The organism is Pseudomonas sp. GYB4201, assembly GCF_056312595.1.
In genome coordinates this window covers 23,368-39,486 of record NZ_JBWGIG010000005.1, presented here as the reverse complement: position 1 = coordinate 39,486, position 16,119 = coordinate 23,368, and the positions used below count along the sequence as shown (strand labels likewise).

At 65.0% G+C, this 16,119-nt stretch carries 17 protein-coding genes; 9 read left to right on the top strand and 8 right to left on the bottom strand.

Annotated features, from left to right (window positions below):
- Positions 1 to 488 precede the first annotated feature (488 nt).
- From AC0Z2B_RS06165 to AC0Z2B_RS06155, 3 genes are all read left to right on the top strand, one after another.
- The gene (locus AC0Z2B_RS06165) at positions 489 to 812 is read left to right on the top strand and encodes a DUF6124 family protein (RefSeq protein WP_476295605.1); all 324 of its coding nucleotides are present in this window, start codon (positions 489 to 491) and stop codon (positions 810 to 812) included.
- 112 nt (positions 813 to 924) lie between these two features.
- On the top strand, positions 925 to 1,368 hold the full coding sequence (locus AC0Z2B_RS06160) for a Panacea domain-containing protein (RefSeq protein ID WP_476295604.1): 444 nt from the start codon (positions 925 to 927) through the stop codon (positions 1,366 to 1,368).
- 528 nt (positions 1,369 to 1,896) lie between these two features.
- Positions 1,897 to 3,588 carry an acid phosphatase gene (locus tag AC0Z2B_RS06155; RefSeq protein ID WP_476295603.1) on the top strand — a complete coding sequence of 564 codons (1,692 nt, stop codon included), beginning with the start codon at positions 1,897 to 1,899 and terminating at the stop codon, positions 3,586 to 3,588.
- 104 nt (positions 3,589 to 3,692) lie between these two features.
- On the opposite strand, the gene AC0Z2B_RS06150 is transcribed toward AC0Z2B_RS06155, so the two are convergent.
- The gene (locus tag AC0Z2B_RS06150; protein WP_476295602.1) at positions 3,693 to 4,379 is read right to left on the bottom strand and encodes a TerC family protein; all 687 of its coding nucleotides are present in this window, start codon (positions 4,377 to 4,379) and stop codon (positions 3,693 to 3,695) included.
- A gap of 93 nt (positions 4,380 to 4,472) precedes the next feature.
- Here AC0Z2B_RS06150 and AC0Z2B_RS06145 point away from each other — a divergent pair, with 93 nt between their 5' ends.
- Positions 4,473 to 5,414, top strand: a complete 942-nt coding sequence (locus AC0Z2B_RS06145; RefSeq protein ID WP_476295600.1) for a 2-hydroxyacid dehydrogenase — start codon at positions 4,473 to 4,475, stop codon at positions 5,412 to 5,414.
- A gap of 3 nt (positions 5,415 to 5,417) precedes the next feature.
- Here AC0Z2B_RS06145 and AC0Z2B_RS06140 read toward each other — a convergent pair whose 3' ends face one another.
- Complete coding sequence (locus tag AC0Z2B_RS06140) at positions 5,418 to 5,816, bottom strand: tautomerase family protein (protein ID WP_476295599.1); 399 nt, start codon at positions 5,814 to 5,816, stop codon at positions 5,418 to 5,420.
- A 105-nt stretch (positions 5,817 to 5,921) separates the two neighbouring features.
- Between AC0Z2B_RS06140 and AC0Z2B_RS06135 the strand changes: the two genes are divergently transcribed.
- Complete coding sequence (locus AC0Z2B_RS06135; RefSeq protein WP_476295597.1) at positions 5,922 to 6,779, top strand: LysR family transcriptional regulator; 858 nt, start codon at positions 5,922 to 5,924, stop codon at positions 6,777 to 6,779.
- Here the strand turns inward: AC0Z2B_RS06135 and AC0Z2B_RS06130 are convergent.
- Positions 6,771 to 7,358, bottom strand: coding sequence for a D-Ala-D-Ala carboxypeptidase family metallohydrolase (locus tag AC0Z2B_RS06130; protein WP_476295595.1), 588 nt, complete (start codon positions 7,356 to 7,358; stop codon positions 6,771 to 6,773). The genes AC0Z2B_RS06135 and AC0Z2B_RS06130 overlap by 9 nt on opposite strands.
- Before the next feature lie 190 nt (positions 7,359 to 7,548).
- Between AC0Z2B_RS06130 and AC0Z2B_RS06125 the strand changes: the two genes are divergently transcribed.
- On the top strand, positions 7,549 to 8,709 hold the full coding sequence (locus AC0Z2B_RS06125; protein WP_476295593.1) for a hypothetical protein: 1,161 nt from the start codon (positions 7,549 to 7,551) through the stop codon (positions 8,707 to 8,709).
- A 99-nt stretch (positions 8,710 to 8,808) separates the two neighbouring features.
- On the opposite strand, the gene can is transcribed toward AC0Z2B_RS06125, so the two are convergent.
- Positions 8,809 to 9,444, bottom strand: a complete 636-nt coding sequence (gene can, locus AC0Z2B_RS06120; RefSeq protein WP_416426919.1) for a carbonate dehydratase — start codon at positions 9,442 to 9,444, stop codon at positions 8,809 to 8,811.
- A gap of 148 nt (positions 9,445 to 9,592) precedes the next feature.
- On the opposite strand from can, the gene AC0Z2B_RS06115 reads away from it, so the two are divergent.
- A complete protein-coding gene (locus tag AC0Z2B_RS06115; protein ID WP_416426920.1) occupies positions 9,593 to 10,006 on the top strand; it encodes a serine kinase/phosphatase in 414 nt (137 codons plus the stop codon).
- Positions 10,007 to 10,047: 41 nt separating this feature from the next.
- On the opposite strand, the gene ampE is transcribed toward AC0Z2B_RS06115, so the two are convergent.
- Genes ampE through AC0Z2B_RS06100 form a run of 3 tightly spaced genes read right to left on the bottom strand, consistent with a single transcriptional unit; the run spans position 10,048 to position 13,701 of the window.
- Positions 10,048 to 10,884, bottom strand: a complete 837-nt coding sequence (gene ampE, locus AC0Z2B_RS06110) for a regulatory signaling modulator protein AmpE (RefSeq protein ID WP_476295592.1) — start codon at positions 10,882 to 10,884, stop codon at positions 10,048 to 10,050.
- Positions 10,881 to 11,444, bottom strand: a complete 564-nt coding sequence (gene ampD / locus AC0Z2B_RS06105) for a 1,6-anhydro-N-acetylmuramyl-L-alanine amidase AmpD (protein WP_416426922.1) — start codon at positions 11,442 to 11,444, stop codon at positions 10,881 to 10,883. Before ampD ends, ampE begins: the two co-directional genes overlap by 4 nt.
- A gap of 31 nt (positions 11,445 to 11,475) precedes the next feature.
- Positions 11,476 to 13,701: a DUF1631 domain-containing protein gene (locus tag AC0Z2B_RS06100; RefSeq protein ID WP_476295590.1), complete on the bottom strand. Its 2,226-nt coding sequence runs from the start codon at positions 13,699 to 13,701 to the stop codon at positions 11,476 to 11,478.
- A 371-nt stretch (positions 13,702 to 14,072) separates the two neighbouring features.
- Here AC0Z2B_RS06100 and nadC point away from each other — a divergent pair, with 371 nt between their 5' ends.
- A complete protein-coding gene (nadC, locus tag AC0Z2B_RS06095) occupies positions 14,073 to 14,921 on the top strand; it encodes a carboxylating nicotinate-nucleotide diphosphorylase (protein WP_416426924.1) in 849 nt (282 codons plus the stop codon).
- Positions 14,922 to 14,964: 43 nt separating this feature from the next.
- Complete coding sequence (locus AC0Z2B_RS06090; RefSeq protein ID WP_476295588.1) at positions 14,965 to 15,267, top strand: hypothetical protein; 303 nt, start codon at positions 14,965 to 14,967, stop codon at positions 15,265 to 15,267.
- A gap of 54 nt (positions 15,268 to 15,321) precedes the next feature.
- On the opposite strand, the gene AC0Z2B_RS06085 is transcribed toward AC0Z2B_RS06090, so the two are convergent.
- A complete protein-coding gene (locus tag AC0Z2B_RS06085) occupies positions 15,322 to 16,098 on the bottom strand; it encodes an EAL domain-containing protein (RefSeq protein ID WP_476295587.1) in 777 nt (258 codons plus the stop codon).
- Positions 16,099 to 16,119 lie beyond the last annotated feature (21 nt).

Here is a 16,119-nt window from a genome sequence, read left to right as displayed (position 1 = left end):
GGCTATTTTTTTTGCCTTGGGAAAAGTCCTCCGCAATGATCAGGCCGGGCTGATCGACGCTTCGTGCCCCCCCCCCCGACGCAGCCTTCGGCAGCTGCTACACCGCCCCCGTAGCAGCTGCCGAAGGCTGCGTCCCGAAAGCGAAGTCCGCCCAAAGCCTTCATGAAACACCTTGTCTCACTGTGGCATTTCTAGATCTTTGGGAAATGTCCTACCCTGCGACCGGCCATTTCGGATTGTTCGGCCAGACCAGGAACTCTAGCCTTGGACAGTCGCTGATATTCAGCGACCGGGTCATTAGCAGCCCCGTAGTTACTGGCAAACATACCCACCAGGAGATCGGCATATCGCCCGCTTCATGGCGGCTGTGCGTGGGGCACCTTCGGGTGCGCCGGGTTGCCAGTCTACCGGTCTGCTAACCCGCGCCCAGCTGCCACCTCTTCGTATTAGCAGCGAGGGTGACAGCTCCAACAGACTGGAGTTTGACCATGACCAAAATCGTCCCCGACCCACCGCATCAACCCCTCGACGCAGCCCCCAGCGAACGCTTCTTCACCACCCACACCGAACCTCACAACGACGAACACCACCTCTTCACCGTGCGCGAAGGCATTGGCATCGACGACATCCTGCAGCACGCCAGCGAACTGCTGACCTGCACCGCCAGCTCAGCCTACGAACTCGCCGACAACTACATCGGCGACCAACGCAGCCAGGCCATGGCCCTTTACCATCTGGTGAACATGGCGAACACCCTGGTGGGTGCTGCGCTGGAAAGCCGTGATTGGCAGGGCAATCGGTTGGGCCAGTAAGCGGGTAATCATTACCTTGGGAAAGGTCCTACTCCTTTCTCAGGGTGAGCTGATAGAACCTCATCAGCCGAACGCCTATCGTGGCGGGGTATGCACGAATACTGGAACCCTCATGCACAGCGCCTTCGACGTCGCACAATATTTTCTCGCGCAAACCAGCGAAGATGCGGGCGACCTCATCTCGAACCTAAAATTGCAGAAGCTGGTGTACTACGCGCAGGGCTTCAGCCTCGCGCTGCACGAAACGCCGCTGTTCGCTGAACCTATCGAAGCGTGGCTGCACGGTCCCGTTGTGCCCGAACTTTATCAACGCTACAAGACATTCGGTTCGGGACATATTCCGCACCCCGAAGGTTTCGACCTCAACAGCTTCTCCCACCGCGAGCGTGAATTGCTCGATGAGGTATACGAGTTCTACGGCCAGTACTCGGCGTGGCGCCTTCGTCAATTGACCCATGCCGAGACACCCTGGAAGCAGAGCTACCGGGACGGCTGCAATCAACTGATCAGCCACGACCTGATGCATCGTTTTTTCCTCACTCAAATCGTGCAGTGAGATTCCGATGGTCAAAAGGATGCGATCTGCGCCAGCGAGGCAAAGCAAGCTGCTCAGCCCCAAGGAGGTTTCGACCGAACGGAGCCCCGAGCAGTTGCCACCAATATTTTCGTTGGAGAACATCCAGCGCAGCCACTGCATCTCCGCGATAAGCGACCGCTCGGAACGGGGCCTTTTCCTCGATGCGCTATTCACCCTGAGTCAAATGACCTGGGGGCAAATCAACTCAGCGCCTCGCCACGGCCTGGGAACCGAGCGAATGCCCGCCACCCAGATCAAAGCCAGGATTCCCCCGTGCGTCACTGCGGACGTAACCCTGCTGGTCTTCCGCTGGAAGGGAAAATTGCCGTTCGTAGGGTTCAGGGATGGCCGAGTCTTGCATGTACTCTGGGTGGAGCAACAGTTCGGCGACCTGTACGACCACGGCTAGCCGACACCACCAGTCACAAACCCGCCCCACAACCGTCACAAACCACTGCTACCCTCCCGGCCAGTATTTTTTTGTTACGCCTGACCAGGGATGCCGTGATGAGTGACAAGACTGACGATACCCAAGCCCCCTCCTCCCCCTTGCTGCCCGACACCAGCCGCCGCCGTTTCCTGGGTGGCGTGGCGGTGCTGGGCGTGGGCGCGGCGACGCTGAGCGCCTGTGGCAGCACCAATGACCAGCCGGGCAAGGCCGACAAGCACCCTCTGTCGCCCACCGAGCTGGACAAGGCGCTGGCCGACAACGTCAAGACGGTGGTGGTGATCTACGCCGAGAACCGCAGCTTCAACAACTTGTTCGCCAACTTCCCTGGCCTGGAACAACCGCTGTCGGCGCTCAAGCCCGAGGAGCACCAGCAGCGCGACCGTGACGGCAGCCTGCTCAAGACCCTGCCACCGGCCTGGGGCGGCACCCTGCAGCTTGGCCCGCAAACCGTGGATGGCGTGACCTACGCCCCGGGCGTGCAGTACCAGGAAAACCTGCCCAACGCACCGTTCGCGCTGAAGGGCCCGAACCAGGAAGACCTGCCCCTGGGCGTGGTGACCCGCGACCTGTGGCACGTGTTCTACCAGAACCAGATGCAGATCAACGGCGGCAAGAATGACCAGTTCGTGGCCTGGGCCGACTCCGGTGGCCTGACCATGGGCTACTACGCGCAGACCCAATATTCCCTGCGCCTGTGGGACGTGGCGCGCGAGTTCGTGCTGTGCGACAACTTCTTCCAGGGCGCCTTCGGCGGCTCGTTCCTCAACCACCAGTACCTGATCAGCGCCACCGCGCCGTTCTACCCCAACGCCACCAGCTCGGTGGCCAAGGAACAGATCGCCACGCTGCAGAGCGATGACCCGCTGGACACGCGCCTCAAGCCCCTGGACAAGTCCCCGGCCAGCGCCATGACCGGCGCCCCGGCGTTCGGCCCCAGCGCGCTGACCCCGGACGGCTTCGCCGTAAACACCATGGCGCCGCCCTACTGGCCAACCTGGATCCGCGACCCGGAACGCCCTGACTACTCCAAGCCGGACCTGGCCAGCGTGCTGGTGCCCCAGAGCCACGAACACATCGGCGACAAACTGAGCAAGAAGAACGTCGACTGGGCCTGGTACGCAGGCGCCTGGCAGGCCACCCTGGACCAGTACAAGGACTCGGGCGGCATCCCCAAGATCCCCAACTTCCAGTACCACCACCAGCCGTTCAACTACTTCAAGCAGCAAGGCCCGGAGAACCCGGCCGAGCGCCAGAAGCGCCTGCGCGACGGTGGCCTGGGCGACGAGCCCGGCAGCAACAAGTTCCTCGCCGACGCGGCCGCCGGCAAGCTGCCCGCCGTGACCTTCTACAAGCCCCAGGGCAACCTCAACATGCACGCCGGCTACGCGGACGTGGCCGCCGGCGACCGGCATATCGCCACCGCCCTGAAGGTGCTGCGCAACAGCCCGCAATGGAAAAACATGGTAGTGGTGGTCACGGTCGATGAGAACGGCGGCTGGTGGGACCACGTGGCGCCGCCCAAGGGCGACCGCTGGGGCCCGGGTACGCGCATTCCGGCGCTGGTGGTGTCGCCGTTCGCACGCAAGGGCACGGTGGACCACACGGTGTATGACACCGCGTCGATCCTGCGGCTGATCACCCGCGTATTCAAGCTGGAGACCCTGGACGGCCTCAAGCAGCGCGACGACGCCATGGTGGCACGTGGGCAGAAGCCCATGGGCGACCTGACCAATGCCCTGAAATTCTGAGCCCGTAGCAGTGGCCGCCAGGCCGCGTCATGGCGGCCACGGTGCGCCAGGCTAACCGCACATGCCGCCTGACGCAGCCTGGCGGCAGCTGCTACGCGGCCGCGTCATAGCCGGCGTGCCACCAGCCGCCGGTTCCACGCCTGCCCCACCACCAGCACCAGCCCTGCACCCAGCGCGCTGGCGGCATAATGCTGCACCGCCACGCTACCCGGCAGGGACCCCGCCAGCGCCGGATCCGCCACTGCCATGCCGCCGGCAATCCAGCCAATCAACGCCCCGCCCAGCTGAATCACCACCGGGAAACGCTCCATGGCCGCCAGCACCAGGCGGCTGCCCAGCACGATCACCGGGATGCTGATCAACACCCCGAAGCTGACCAGGTAGATATTCCCAGCGCCTGCGGCCGCCACCGCCAGCACGTTGTCCAGCGACATCACCGCGTCGGCGATGATGATGGTCTTGATGGCATTGAACAGGTGCACATCGCCACGAATGTCGGCATGCCCGTCCTCTTCGCGAATCAGCAACTTCACGCCGATCCACAACAACAGCAGCGCCCCCGCCAGTTTCAGGTAAGGCAGCGACAACAGTTGCATGGCAAAGAACAACAGCACCACGCGCAGCAGGATTGCCCCCGCCACACCTCCCAGGATGGCCTTGCGCCGTTGTTCGCGCGGCAGGTTGCGGCAGGCCAGGGCGATGACCACGGCGTTGTCGCCACCCAGCAGCAAATCGATGGCGACAATCTGCAACAGCGCGGTCCAGACAGCGGGGTCGGTCAACCAGGACATGAAATAAACTCGCAGGGCCTTGAATAGTCATTGACCATTGTCGCCAGGAATCGGTCAATGGGCGCCTGACTTACTTTATTCCGGAGGGAACCCATGAGCGCAACGGTCCTGGTGCTGGTGGAAGCCGTCAACGACTACCTGCACATCCTCGAAGACAGCGGCTTCACGCTGATTCTGGCGCCCACCCGCGAGCTGCGCGCCGCCGCCATACGCGACCACGGCCAGCGCATCACCGCCGTGCTCACCCGTGGCCCGCTGGGGTTCTTCGCCGATGAAATGGCGGCGCTACCGCACCTGAAAATCATCTGCGTGATCGGCGCCGGCTACGAGCACGTGGACCTGGCCGCCGCCCACGCCGCCGGCATCACCGTGACCAACGGCGCCGGCGCCAACGCCTCGTCGGTGGCCGACCACGCCATGGCCCTGCTGCTGGCGCTGGTGCGCGATATTCCAGGGGCCGATGCCTCGGTGCGCCGCGGTGAATGGCGCAAGCTCAGCCGCCCCACCCTGGAAGGCGGCCGCCTGGGCATCCTGGGCCTGGGCGCAGTGGGCCTGGCGATCGCCAAGCGCGCCGCGCGCGGTTTCGACATGACCGTCACCTACCACAACCGCCGCCCACGCACCGACGTCGACTACCACTACTGCGCCAGCCCGGTGGAACTGGCGGCCTCCTGCGATTACCTGGTGATCGCCACCCCCGGCGGCCCGAGCAGCCAGCACGCCATCGACAAAACCGCGCTACTGGCCCTGGGGCCGCACGGTTTTGTGGTGAATATTGCCCGCGCCAGCGTGATCGCCACCGCCGACCTGATCCAGGCCCTGCAGCAACGCACCATCGCTGGCGCGGCGCTGGACGTGTTCGACGACGAGCCCGCCGTCCCTGATGCGCTCAAGGCCCTGGACAACGTGGTGCTCACGCCACACGTCGCCGGCCTGTCGCCCCAGGCCTCCGAGGCCACGGTAAGCCTGGTGAACCAGAACCTGCTGGCCTTCTTCGCCGGCCAGCCGGTGCTGACGCCCATTCCCTACCCGTAAGGCTCAGGCCTGGGGGTGCTGGTAGCGGTACTCCTGGGTAATGCCGGCGTAGCTGTAGGCCGAGGCGCGGCAATCGATCAGGTGCACGTTGGAGTGCGAGTGCAGGTTGCCGATGCGCTCGGCCAGCAGCGCGTAGGCCTCGCGCTGGAAGCGCGCCTTCTGGTCCTTGGTGGTGGTTTCGTCAGTAATGGTCACCTGCAGGCGGAAGGCGTCCTTGCCCAGCTCGGCCAGGCTGCGGTTGTGGATAAACCACTGGGTGCGGGGCAGGAAATCCACGGTCACCGTGGTGCTCTGCTGCTGTTTGTCGAGGATGGCGCAGGTGAGCTCGGTCAGTTCCCGCGCCAGCACAGGCACCAGGACGTCCTTGGGTTCACCGGAAATCAGTAAGGTCAGGCCAGGCATGATGTTGCTCCTTGTGGGTGGATTGCGCCCTGATCATCGCCCTTGCCCCATCATCGGAAAAGCGGGATATTCAGAGGACATCCTTCGGCAAAAGGCGTGATGACCGTGAGCCGCTTCGACCTCGATTTGCTCAACACCCTGACCGTGGTCGCCGAGGCCGGCACGCTGGCAGCGGCGGCCGAACGCCTGCACCGCTCGCAGTCCGCGGTCAGCGAGCAACTGCAGAAACTGGAAAGCTTCTGCGGCCAGCAACTGTTCACCCGCAGCAAGCGCGGCACCCGCCTCACGCCTGCGGGCGAGCGCCTGCTGGGCCACGCGCGGCAGTTGCTGGACCTCAACGACCAGGTGCTGCACGACATGCGCGGCACCGGCCTGAGCGGTGACCTGCGCCTGCTGATCACCGACTACTTCCGCCCCAACTCCATCGCCCCGCTGCTCAAGCGCCTGGCCGAACGCTACCCCGGCCTGCGCCTGCACGTGACGGTGCGCAAGAGCGCGCTGATCGAGGCCGAACCGGCAGATTTCGACATCGGCCTGTACATGCAGATCCTCCACGATCACGCCCAGCCGCTACTGGCAGGCGTGGAACCGGTGCGCGACGAACGCCTGCATTGGGTGATCGCCGAACACCTGGCCGCCGAACGCCCCGCTACCCTGCCACTGGTGGTGCTGCCCGCCACCTGCTCGCTGCAGGGCCTGGCACTGGACATTCTCGAGCGCGCCCGACGGCCCTACCTGGTGGCCCATTCAGCCTCGGGCGTGGCCGGCCTGCAGTCAGCGTTGAGCGCCGGGCTGGGGGTGGCCTGCCTGAATGAGTCGTCGATACCGCCGGGCACGGTGCCGGTGCCGGCCAGCTGGCAATTGCCGGCGCTGCCAGCCGTACAATTTCGCGCCAAGGTCAACGCGCACAGCGGCGCCTTCGCCCGGGACGTGCTGGGCGTGCTCAAGGCGCATCTAACCTGACGCTGGCTGCAGGCAATAGGAGGTGCGCGCGCTGTAGTCGTCACCCCAGGTGCGGTAGCCGGTGGTGTCCAGGTGCACGCGCCCGGATGGGTAACGGCTGAGGCCCAGCTGCCATTCGCCGCCGTGCTGCTTCCAGAAATCGCACAGGCGCTGCGGGTCGGCGCTCCCCTCGGGAAACGCCAGGTCCACGGCAAACGCTTGCACATGGGCGCTGTGGGCGGCGCCGCCGGCGCAGGCGTTCAGGGGCTTGCCGCGGTATGCCGAGACCACCTCGAAACGGCCCAGCACACCTTCGCGCTTGAGCGTGGCCAGCAGCTGCAAGGTCGACTCCACCGCCGGCCAATGACTGGCCGGCGGCACCGCGAACGGCTGTGCCTGGCACTGCTGCCAATCGCTGGCCGTGCGCAGCAGCTGGTACAGCGGCACCACGGTGTCGACCTTGCGCTGCACCAGGAAGCGCTCGAAGGCCGCGGTATCGTGATGGCGAAACCAGGCCACGAACAGGGCTTCGTCGCGTGGGTCGTCAGCGTGGGCCACCGCGCCATACAGCAGCATCCCCAGGATAAAAATGGTTTTCATGACACCGCAGTGTAGCCGCTGCCGCAGGCTGCGCTGGGCCTATGTCTTGCTGCAATTTTTGGGTTGTTCATCCTGGCCAGCGCAGCCTCGCGGCAGCGGCTACAAGACCACACACTTTTTTTCTCGGAAAGCATTCCCCGGTAACGCACACTCGCGCACTATTCGGCCTCTCACTGACAAGGAGTTATGCATGCCAAAGGTTTCCGCGCTCGCCACCGCACTTGCCGCCCTGACCCTGGCCGGGGCCGCCCAGGCAGACATCCAAATCGACCTGGGCAGCACCCAGCGCGTCACCCAGTTGTTTGCCTACCCCAATAACTGCAATGTCATCTGCTACAAGAACTGGACGCTGGAGCAGACCGTCGAGCACTACCTGGACCAGAGCCTGAAGCGCGACGGCTACAGCCAGGCCACCGTGCGGGTGACCACCGACAACCAGCAGGTGTTCGCCACCCTCAAGGGCGTGCCCGACAACTACGACCAGCCGCTGGTGCAACTGCTCAACGCCGGCGACCTGGCCTACAAGGGCGCCAGCCAGCTCAACGCCGACAACAAGTGGGCCTACAACTGGTACCTGTTCCTGCCGCTGGGCATGGCCCTGGAAAACCGCCGCAGCGTCGAGCTGCTGCACTTCCCGCCAGACTATTCGCTGACCCAGGCCCAGGACTACCTGCGCTCCAACACCACTGACCGCTGGGCCCAGCTGCTGACCGACAACGGCGTGGCCGCCGAGCAGACCCCGGGCTACCAGACCATCATCGACATCGCCCCCATCGCCGCGCCCGCCACCGCCGGCAAGGACCTGGAAGGCGTATACGGCTACTTCCAGGACTACCAGGCCACCATGGTCAAGCAGGTCAGCCAGAACCTGGCTGGGCAGACCCTGCCCATGGTCGCGTTCGGCGCGCCGGTACGGGCCTGGATCAAGGCGCAATACGGCCAGAGCCTGAACGTGCTGGGCCTGGCCAGCATCAGCCCCAACCCTGGCCAGAACGTGCCGGTGCTGGGCGCCAACCACCCCAGCTACATCTGGAACGCGGCAGACCCGGCCAACTACGCCAACAACGTGCAGGAAGCCGATGCCGTGGGCCTGAAGGTGATGGGCCAGGACCTCAGCGCCGCCTGCTGGCAGGCCGGCATGGGCGGCAACCCGAAGGCTGACGCCCAGGCGACCCTCAGCGCGTGCATGCAAAAGTGGCAAGTGACGGACAAGGAGCAGACCTGCGAACTGTTCTACACCTCGGTGCGCCACGACACGGCCGAGCAGGCCAAGGCGAAATGCGCCACGGCGCCGGTGAGCAAGGTGCTCAAGACCCTGAAGGCACCGCTGGTGGTGCCCGAAAGCATCTAACTCGTAGCAGCTGCCGAAGGCTGCGTCCGGGCCCGACGCGATAGGCGTGGGGCCTTTGACGCGGCCTGGCGGCCGCTGCTACGGGAGTGAATCTGGTCCTTACAGCGGGCGCAAACGGTACTGCGGCGGCAGTTGCTCGAAGCCGCTGATGTTGGCGCCCAGGCTTTTCCACAGGCCATCCTTGATGCCGTAGATGCAACCATGCACCGACAGCGGCTGGCCGCGGTGCCAGGCGTTCTGGACGATGCTGGTGTGCGCCACGTTGGCCACCTGCTGAATCACGTTCAGCTCGCACATGCGGTCCACCCGCTCTTCCTCGGTGGGCAGCTCGGCCAGGGCCAGGCGGTTTTCGTAGTACAGGTCGCGAATCGAGCGCAGCCAGCCGTCGATCAGGCCGAACTGGCGGTCCTGCATGGACGCCCGCACGCCACCACAGCCGTAGTGGCCGGTAACCAGGATGTGTTTGACCTTGAGCACGTCAACCGCGTACTGGATCACCGACAGGCAGTTGAGGTCGGTGTGCAGCACCACGTTGGCGACGTTGCGGTGCACGAACAGGTCGCCCGGCAGCATGCCGACGATCTCGTTGGCGGGCACACGGGCGTCCGAGCAGCCAATCCAGAGAAACTCCGGGGTCTGCTGGCGCGCCAGCTTGGCGAAGAAGTCGGGATCCTTCTGCTTGATGCCTTCGGCCCAGCGGGCGTTGTTATCAATCAGTTCCTGTAGATCGTTCATGTTCTAGCCTCGAAATTGGTGCGCAACCTATGACTGGCGCCGGGCGCGCCGGGTCACGCGCAAGCCGCGATGGCCGGCTCGATACAGGGGGAATCTTCATGAAGGCCACGGGTCCACCCTATTAAGGCCCCAAACATGAGGAATTGCCATGACCGAGTCACACCGCCCGATGCACGCGCCACAACCGGCGCCCATCGACGACAACGAAGACCGCATGGGCTCCATGGAAGAGCTGCACCTGGACCAGGATGAGCCATCGGCAAAGATCGGCGACGAGATGACCAACCCGGAGCTGGAACAGCAACTGCCACCACGCCGCGCACGCGAAGCCGGCATGACCGGGGCCTCGATGGACGACCATGAGCCCACTGACGACGACATGAGCCCCGAGACCTTGATAGAAGAAGACGGCGCCCGCGACGCCGACGAACCCGGCCGTGGCCGCGCGGCAGATTCATCGCTGAGCGTGGTGGACGAGGACGACATCGGCGGTGGCGATGGCCTCGACGAAGCGGAGTGGGCGCAACTGGACCCGCTGGACGGCAAGCCGGAAAATCGCTGACTGGATGCGGCGCCGCCCTTGCGGGCAGCGCCGCGCCTACCTCAGAACAGCACCGTCCACAGGGCGATCACCGCGTACCACAGCACTGCCGAGCGCAGCAGCAGGTCCCATAGGTTGTCCAGGCTGGCGACACCCGCTTCGCCTGCGGCCGAATCCGGCAGCTCGCCGGCGACACGGCCGACGTCGGCAATCAGCTTTTTCGCGCCGATGTGCCAGTGCAGCACTTCATGCAGCATCACCTTGCCCACCGCGACGAAGTTGCCCACCAGGGCGAAGCTGGCGGCCAGCACCCGCACCGGCAGCCAGTCGAAGGCATGGCGAATGCTGCCTGCGCGCGCAACGACGCCCGGATGTTTCGAATGCGCCACCGCCAGCGCCAGCAGGCGGTACACCAGCGCCGCCACCGGGCCCAGCAGCACGTACCAGAAAATCACCGCGAAGAAGCTCTGGTAGGCCTGCCACAGGAACAGGTTCTGCACCTTGGCCAACAGGCTCGCCTCGTCGTCCCCGGTAACCCCCAGGTCACGCTCGGCCACGTGCACCGCGGCCTGCTCATCACCCCGGCGCCAGGCGTCACGGAACGGCCCCAGCGAAGCCTTCACGTCACCGCGCCCCAGGCTGTAGATCACTACCCACAGGTGGATGGGAAACGCGATCAAACCGTAGGCCACAGGCTTGAGCGCCAGCAGCACGATACCCAGCACAACGGCCGGCAGCAGCACCCACAGGGCCAGGATCAGCGCCGGCTCCTTGGCCAGTTTCGGTTTCGCCTCCAGCCGCGCCAGCTCCTTGAGCCACGCGCCATCACGTTGCAGGCGGTGACGCAGGGCGGAGAACTTCTCGACCCACAGCACCAGCACCAAGACCAGAAAACTCATTGTTCGCCCTCGTTGGCCGCCAGGCTGGCGCGGTAGCGCGCCCAGTCGAAATGCGGCCCTGGATCAGTCTTGCGCACCGGGGCAATGTCGCTGTGCCCGCAGATGCGCGTCGGGGTAATGCCCGGGTAATGCGTCAACAGCTGCCGGGTCAGCTGTGCCAGCGCCTGGTACTGGGCATCGGTGAAGGGTTCGAAGTCAGTACCTTCCAGCTCGATGCCCAGGGAGAAATCGTTGCAGGCCTCGCGCCCCTCGAAACAGGACACGCCCGCATGCCAGGCACGCTGCAAGCAGGAGACGAATTGCGTCACCTCGCCGTCACGCTCGATCAGGAAGTGCGCTGAAACCCGCAGCTCGGCGATAGTCTCGAAGAAAGGATGGGCCGTGGTGTCCAGCTGGTTCTGGAAGAACTGCTGCACGCGGCCGGTCTTGAACTGCCCCGGTGGCAGGCTGATGTTGTGGATCACCAGCAGGGAAATCTCGCCGTCCGGGCGCTCGTTGAAGTTCGGCGAAGGGCAGTGCTGGGCGCCCTGGCACCAGCCAGTGGCAGGATCGATGTGCATCCGTGGCTCCAGGAAGAGGATTGCAGGCAGTCTACTTGCTTTTCAGCTGCCGCAGGTTGCTGACCACCGAATCCAGGGCGCGGTCGAACAGCAGGGCGTCATCGAGGATGCGCACGCTGCCATTGCGGAATTCCAGGGCCAGGCCGTTGCGAGTCTTCTCCAGCACCTTCATGCCCGTACGGTTGACGAACACGTACTTGTCGGTGGCCTCGATGATCGCGGTCAGCTTGCAGCGCAGGCGGTGGTCGTGGTCTTCCTGGATCTCCACCCAGCAGCCAGGCCGCAGCTTGGCCACCTGCAACAGCCCCGGGTCATCGGCGGGCAGGCGCACTTGGGGCTCGCTGGCCTCGGCGTCGCCATGGCCGGCCAACACGATCTCCTCCACCACGGCCACCAGCGCCGGCGGCTCCTGCCCCGCCACCAACGGCGCCGGGTGCAGGGCGTCACGCTTGAGCGCCTGCACGTGCAGCAGCTCCAGCTGGCTGAAGAATTCGCTGGTGGCAAAGGGGTCGAACGCCGAGCTGGTCAGGCCATCGCGCAGCGCCTTGAGCAGGCCGGGCACCACCTCCAGCAGGCGCTGGTGGGCGTCGGGCTCGTCATGAGGTTCCACGCTCCAGATCAGCTCGTCCATGGTGTTCAGGCCGTCCTGCCATTGCGTGGAACCGTCGCCGTGCTTGAGGCACACCAGCAGCAGCACCTTGCTCCAGGCTTCCTCCAGCAGGCGCACCACGACCACCGGCAGCACCTTGCCCAGCAGCCGGCGGTTGAGCTCCTGTTGCACCCGGTGGCGTGCCAGCTCGGCCTTGGCGCGGCCTTCCTCGGCGTCGCGGGTGCGCTGTTCCAGCAATTCGCTGCGGCGGCGCTCGTCGGCGGTAAAGGCCAGGAAGTCGGCGAGCAGCTCGGAGAAAATCGCCGGGTCGTCGACAAAGTCGTTGAGCAGGCGCTGCACGATCTGCTCGATGCGCAGGTAAAGGCTGTCGCGTTGATAGTCGTCACGGTTGCCCCAGCCCATGGCGGCCGAGGCAATTTCGTTGAGCAGCCGCCGCGCCGGGTGGCTGCCGCGGCTGAAGAAGCTCTTGTCGAGCACCGCCACCTTGAGCATCGGAATCTGCAGGCGGCCGATCAGCGCCTTCAAGGAATCCGGCAAGGTGCGGTCGTCGAGGATGAATTCAAACAGCATGGCGATCAGGTTGATGACGTCTTCGTCCACCACCCCGATCACCCGGAACTTGCCACTCTTGACGCTGACCCGGGTCAGCAGCTGTTCCAGCTGGTAGCGCAGGTCGTAGTCGTCCTGCGCCGCCTGGGACGACGGCACGTACTGCTGCAGGTGCGACAGCAGGCGCATCAGGTCGTTGGTGGTGATGGGCTGGGCTTCGTGGCTGGCCTCAAGCTTGGGCGCCACGCTGCCACGCAACTGGCGCAGCAGGTCCTGCAGGGCGCCGAACACTTCCTGCACGCTTTCATCCAGCTGCGCGGCACTTGGCGCGGTGGGGCCGGTGGCGTCATCGCGGCGCGGGTGCTCGCGGGCCGGGGGCCGGTCGGCGCTGCGGCGGGCCGGCGCGGCCTTGAGTTCGGGCAGCACGCCGGTGGCAATCAGCAGTTGGTTGGCCTCGGCGTACAGCTGGTCGCAATCGCTGAGCACGTACTTCTCGAACAGCTTGAGCACGATCAGCTTGACCTTGATCTCCACGCCCAGGTTGCGCCCCGCCTCCAGGAAATAGTCGCAGAGCATGGCCGGGCCCAGGGGGTTGCTGGCGTCTTCCAGGCGGCGCAGCACCAGGGAGTTCAGGCGCGCGGTCAGCTGCCCCAGGGCAAAGCCGTCGCGGGCCAGCACCTTGCCCACCATGGCGTCCAGCGCCACGGTGCGCTCCAGGTCGTCGTTGGCCACCAGCTCGAGCTTGTCGTAGTTGACCGGGGCAGCCACCACCGGCTCGGCGATTTCATACTGGCCGATGGCGACAAAGGCTTCGTAGAGACGCTCGAGGAAACCGCGCTCGATGCTCTTGCGCTTGAGGCGCAGGTCGCGCATGGCCTCGAAGAACGTATTCTGTTCGACATTGTTCTGGGCCCGGTCGGCCATCTCGAACAGCGTGTCGTCGGCGTTGTCGAACAGTGCCTGCAAGCCCTGGCGCAACTGCTGGGCGGCCTTGTCGCGCACTTGCAGGAGGACAACGGGCAGGCGTGCCAAGGGCGTCTGACTGGCTTGGTCAGCAGCGGCCTTGTTCAACGGCACGACTTTCCCATCGTTGTGCATCCCGTCCTCCTGAAAGAATGAGGTCCTGTTTGCGTGTCGCTCTAGTATGCAGGTTCCCGGCACCCGCCCACAGCTCTCTGCGCAACGCTTTTTGTAAGCGCCAGCACGCAGAACGAAAACAATATGGACCGACGTCAAAGTCATGACGCCAATAACAAGGCGCTCATTATCTGCAAATCCGGGCGGCAGCGCTAGAGCGCCTGAACGGGTTATTTGCAACCCGATGCGAAGTGGACAACAAAGATGGCAAAAAGCTCCCACCCACGGCTCTATTTCGTAGCCTGGCGCCACCGGACCGCAAGCCGCTCGCAAGGCTTCGCGCCAGGGCATCACTGCCCTATAATCCGGCCACTTTGCCTGTGGAGCCTGCTATGCCGAATCTACGCCTCGCCGACCTGACTGCCGAGATCGAAGCCAACGTGCGCCGTGCGTTGCTCGAGGACATTGGCAGCGGGGACATCACCGCCCAGCTGATCCCGGCCGAGCGCCTGGCAAAAGCCACCATCATCACCCGCCAGGACTGCGTGGTGGCCGGCACCGCCTGGGTGGACGCGGTGTTCCGCCAGCTCGACCCGCGGGTGGCCGTGCACTGGCAGGTCAGCGACGGCCAGCGTGCCAGCGCCAACCAGGCCCTGTTCCACCTCGAAGGCCCGGCGCGCTCGCTGCTCAGCGGCGAGCGCACGGCGCTGAACTTCCTGCAGATGCTGTCCGCCGTGGCCACCCAGGCCCAGGCACTGGCCGACAAGGTCGCCGGCACCCAGGTCAAGCTGCTGGACACCCGCAAGACCCTGCCCGGCCTGCGCCTGGCGCAGAAGTACGCGGTAACCTGCGGCGGCTGCCACAACCACCGCATCGGCCTGTACGACGCCTTCCTGATCAAGGAAAACCACATTGCCGCCAGCGGTGGCATTGCCCAGGCCATCAGCGCCGCGCACCGCATCGCCCCCGGCAAGCCGGTGGAGATCGAGGTCGAAAGCCTGGACGAACTCAAGGAAGCCCTGGACGCCGGCGCCGACATCATCATGCTCGACGAGCTGAGCCACGACGACATGCGCGAGGCCGTGCGGCTGAACGCCGGCAAGGCCAAGCTGGAAGCCAGCGGCGGCATCAATGAAAGCACCCTGTTGCCCATTGCCCAGACCGGTGTGGACTACATCTCCATCGGCGCCATGACCAAGGACGTCAAGGCCATCGACCTGTCGATGCGCCTGAGTCTGTGACACCACCACCCACGAGATGAACGAAGGTATTGGAGTACTCGCAGTGACGAACACGCTCAACCCCGGGGCCGACAAGGTCTACATCATCCGCATCGACGGCACCCGCCTGGGGCCCTTCCAGACCCGGGTCGAACCCAACAAGGCGCTGATCTACGAAGTAACCCTCAACGCCGGCGCCGGCGACACCCTGGAACACCACCGGGACAACGGCCAGGTGGACAAGTACCTGATCACCAACACCCACTTCCAGCCGCAGATGACCAGCGTCGCGGCGCACTACACCGTGCGTTGGCGCCAGGACGCCTACCCCCCCCGTAGCCGCGGCCGCAGGCTGCGCTGGCCCTGATATTCACTGGAGACTTCCAGCGAGGTTCAAGGCCTGCGCAGCCTGCGGCAGCGGCTACAGTGGCTTGAGCGGCAGCACAGCCACCTGCGGCCGCGCAAACAGATAGCCCTGCATCAACTCAATGCCCAGCGCCAGCAGCGCATCACGCTCGCCATCCGTCTCCACGCCCTCGGCCAGCAAGGTTATCCCCAGCCGCTGCGCCACCAGCACGATCCCCGCCACAATGGCCTCACGCACGCCGTCACTGTCGATATTGCGCGTCAGCGCCATGTCCAGCTTCAACACCTGGGGCTGGAACGTCGCCAACAGGTTCAACCCCGAATAGCCCGAACCGAAATCATCGATGGCGGTGGTAAACCCCTGGCGCTCGTAGGCCTTGAAGATTGACTTCAAATGCTCCGGGTCTTCCACCTTCTCGCCCTCGGTCACCTCGAACATCAGCCGCTCCAGCGGAAACGCCGAGGCCTGGGCCGCCTCCAGCGTCGCGCGGATGCAGGTTTCGGCGCGGTACACCGCGTTGGGCAGGAAGTTGATGCTCAACTTGCAATCGGGGATATCCACAAGCCCTAGCCTAGCGGCCGTCTCGATGGCCTTGACCCGGCAAGCCTGGTCGAAGCGGTAGCGATTGCCGTCATTGACCTGGCCCAGCACGCTGGCGGCCGACTCGCCATTGGGCCCGCGCACCAGCGCCTCGTAGGCGTACAGCAGGCCGCTGCGCACGTTGACAATGGGCTGGAAGGCCATGGTGAAGTCGAAATCCAGCGCCTCCAGGTTGCGGCATTGGGCGCAGCTGGCGGGCTCGAAGGGCGAAGGAAAAAAGGTACGGGTCATAAGGCCCCCTGAAAACGTGGC

What these genes read in the sequence shown, in the direction of transcription:
- AC0Z2B_RS06165 (WP_476295605.1), top strand. Translation starts at nt 489, where the DNA reads ATGACCAAAATCGTCCCCGACCCACCGCATCAACCCCTCGACGCAGCC.
- AC0Z2B_RS06160 (WP_476295604.1), top strand. Translation starts at nt 925, where the DNA reads ATGCACAGCGCCTTCGACGTCGCACAATATTTTCTCGCGCAAACCAGC.
- AC0Z2B_RS06155 (WP_476295603.1), top strand. Translation starts at nt 1,897, where the DNA reads ATGAGTGACAAGACTGACGATACCCAAGCCCCCTCCTCCCCCTTGCTG.
- AC0Z2B_RS06150 (WP_476295602.1), bottom strand. Translation starts at nt 4,379, where the DNA reads ATGTCCTGGTTGACCGACCCCGCTGTCTGGACCGCGCTGTTGCAGATT.
- AC0Z2B_RS06145 (WP_476295600.1), top strand. Translation starts at nt 4,473, where the DNA reads ATGAGCGCAACGGTCCTGGTGCTGGTGGAAGCCGTCAACGACTACCTG.
- AC0Z2B_RS06140 (WP_476295599.1), bottom strand. Translation starts at nt 5,816, where the DNA reads ATGCCTGGCCTGACCTTACTGATTTCCGGTGAACCCAAGGACGTCCTG.
- AC0Z2B_RS06130 (WP_476295595.1), bottom strand. Translation starts at nt 7,358, where the DNA reads ATGAAAACCATTTTTATCCTGGGGATGCTGCTGTATGGCGCGGTGGCC.
- AC0Z2B_RS06125 (WP_476295593.1), top strand. Translation starts at nt 7,549, where the DNA reads ATGCCAAAGGTTTCCGCGCTCGCCACCGCACTTGCCGCCCTGACCCTG.
- can (WP_416426919.1), bottom strand. Translation starts at nt 9,444, where the DNA reads ATGAACGATCTACAGGAACTGATTGATAACAACGCCCGCTGGGCCGAA.
- AC0Z2B_RS06115 (WP_416426920.1), top strand. Translation starts at nt 9,593, where the DNA reads ATGACCGAGTCACACCGCCCGATGCACGCGCCACAACCGGCGCCCATC.
- ampE (WP_476295592.1), bottom strand. Translation starts at nt 10,884, where the DNA reads ATGAGTTTTCTGGTCTTGGTGCTGGTGCTGTGGGTCGAGAAGTTCTCC.
- ampD (WP_416426922.1), bottom strand. Translation starts at nt 11,444, where the DNA reads ATGCACATCGATCCTGCCACTGGCTGGTGCCAGGGCGCCCAGCACTGC.
- AC0Z2B_RS06100 (WP_476295590.1), bottom strand. Translation starts at nt 13,701, where the DNA reads ATGCACAACGATGGGAAAGTCGTGCCGTTGAACAAGGCCGCTGCTGAC.
- nadC (WP_416426924.1), top strand. Translation starts at nt 14,073, where the DNA reads ATGCCGAATCTACGCCTCGCCGACCTGACTGCCGAGATCGAAGCCAAC.
- AC0Z2B_RS06085 (WP_476295587.1), bottom strand. Translation starts at nt 16,098, where the DNA reads ATGACCCGTACCTTTTTTCCTTCGCCCTTCGAGCCCGCCAGCTGCGCC.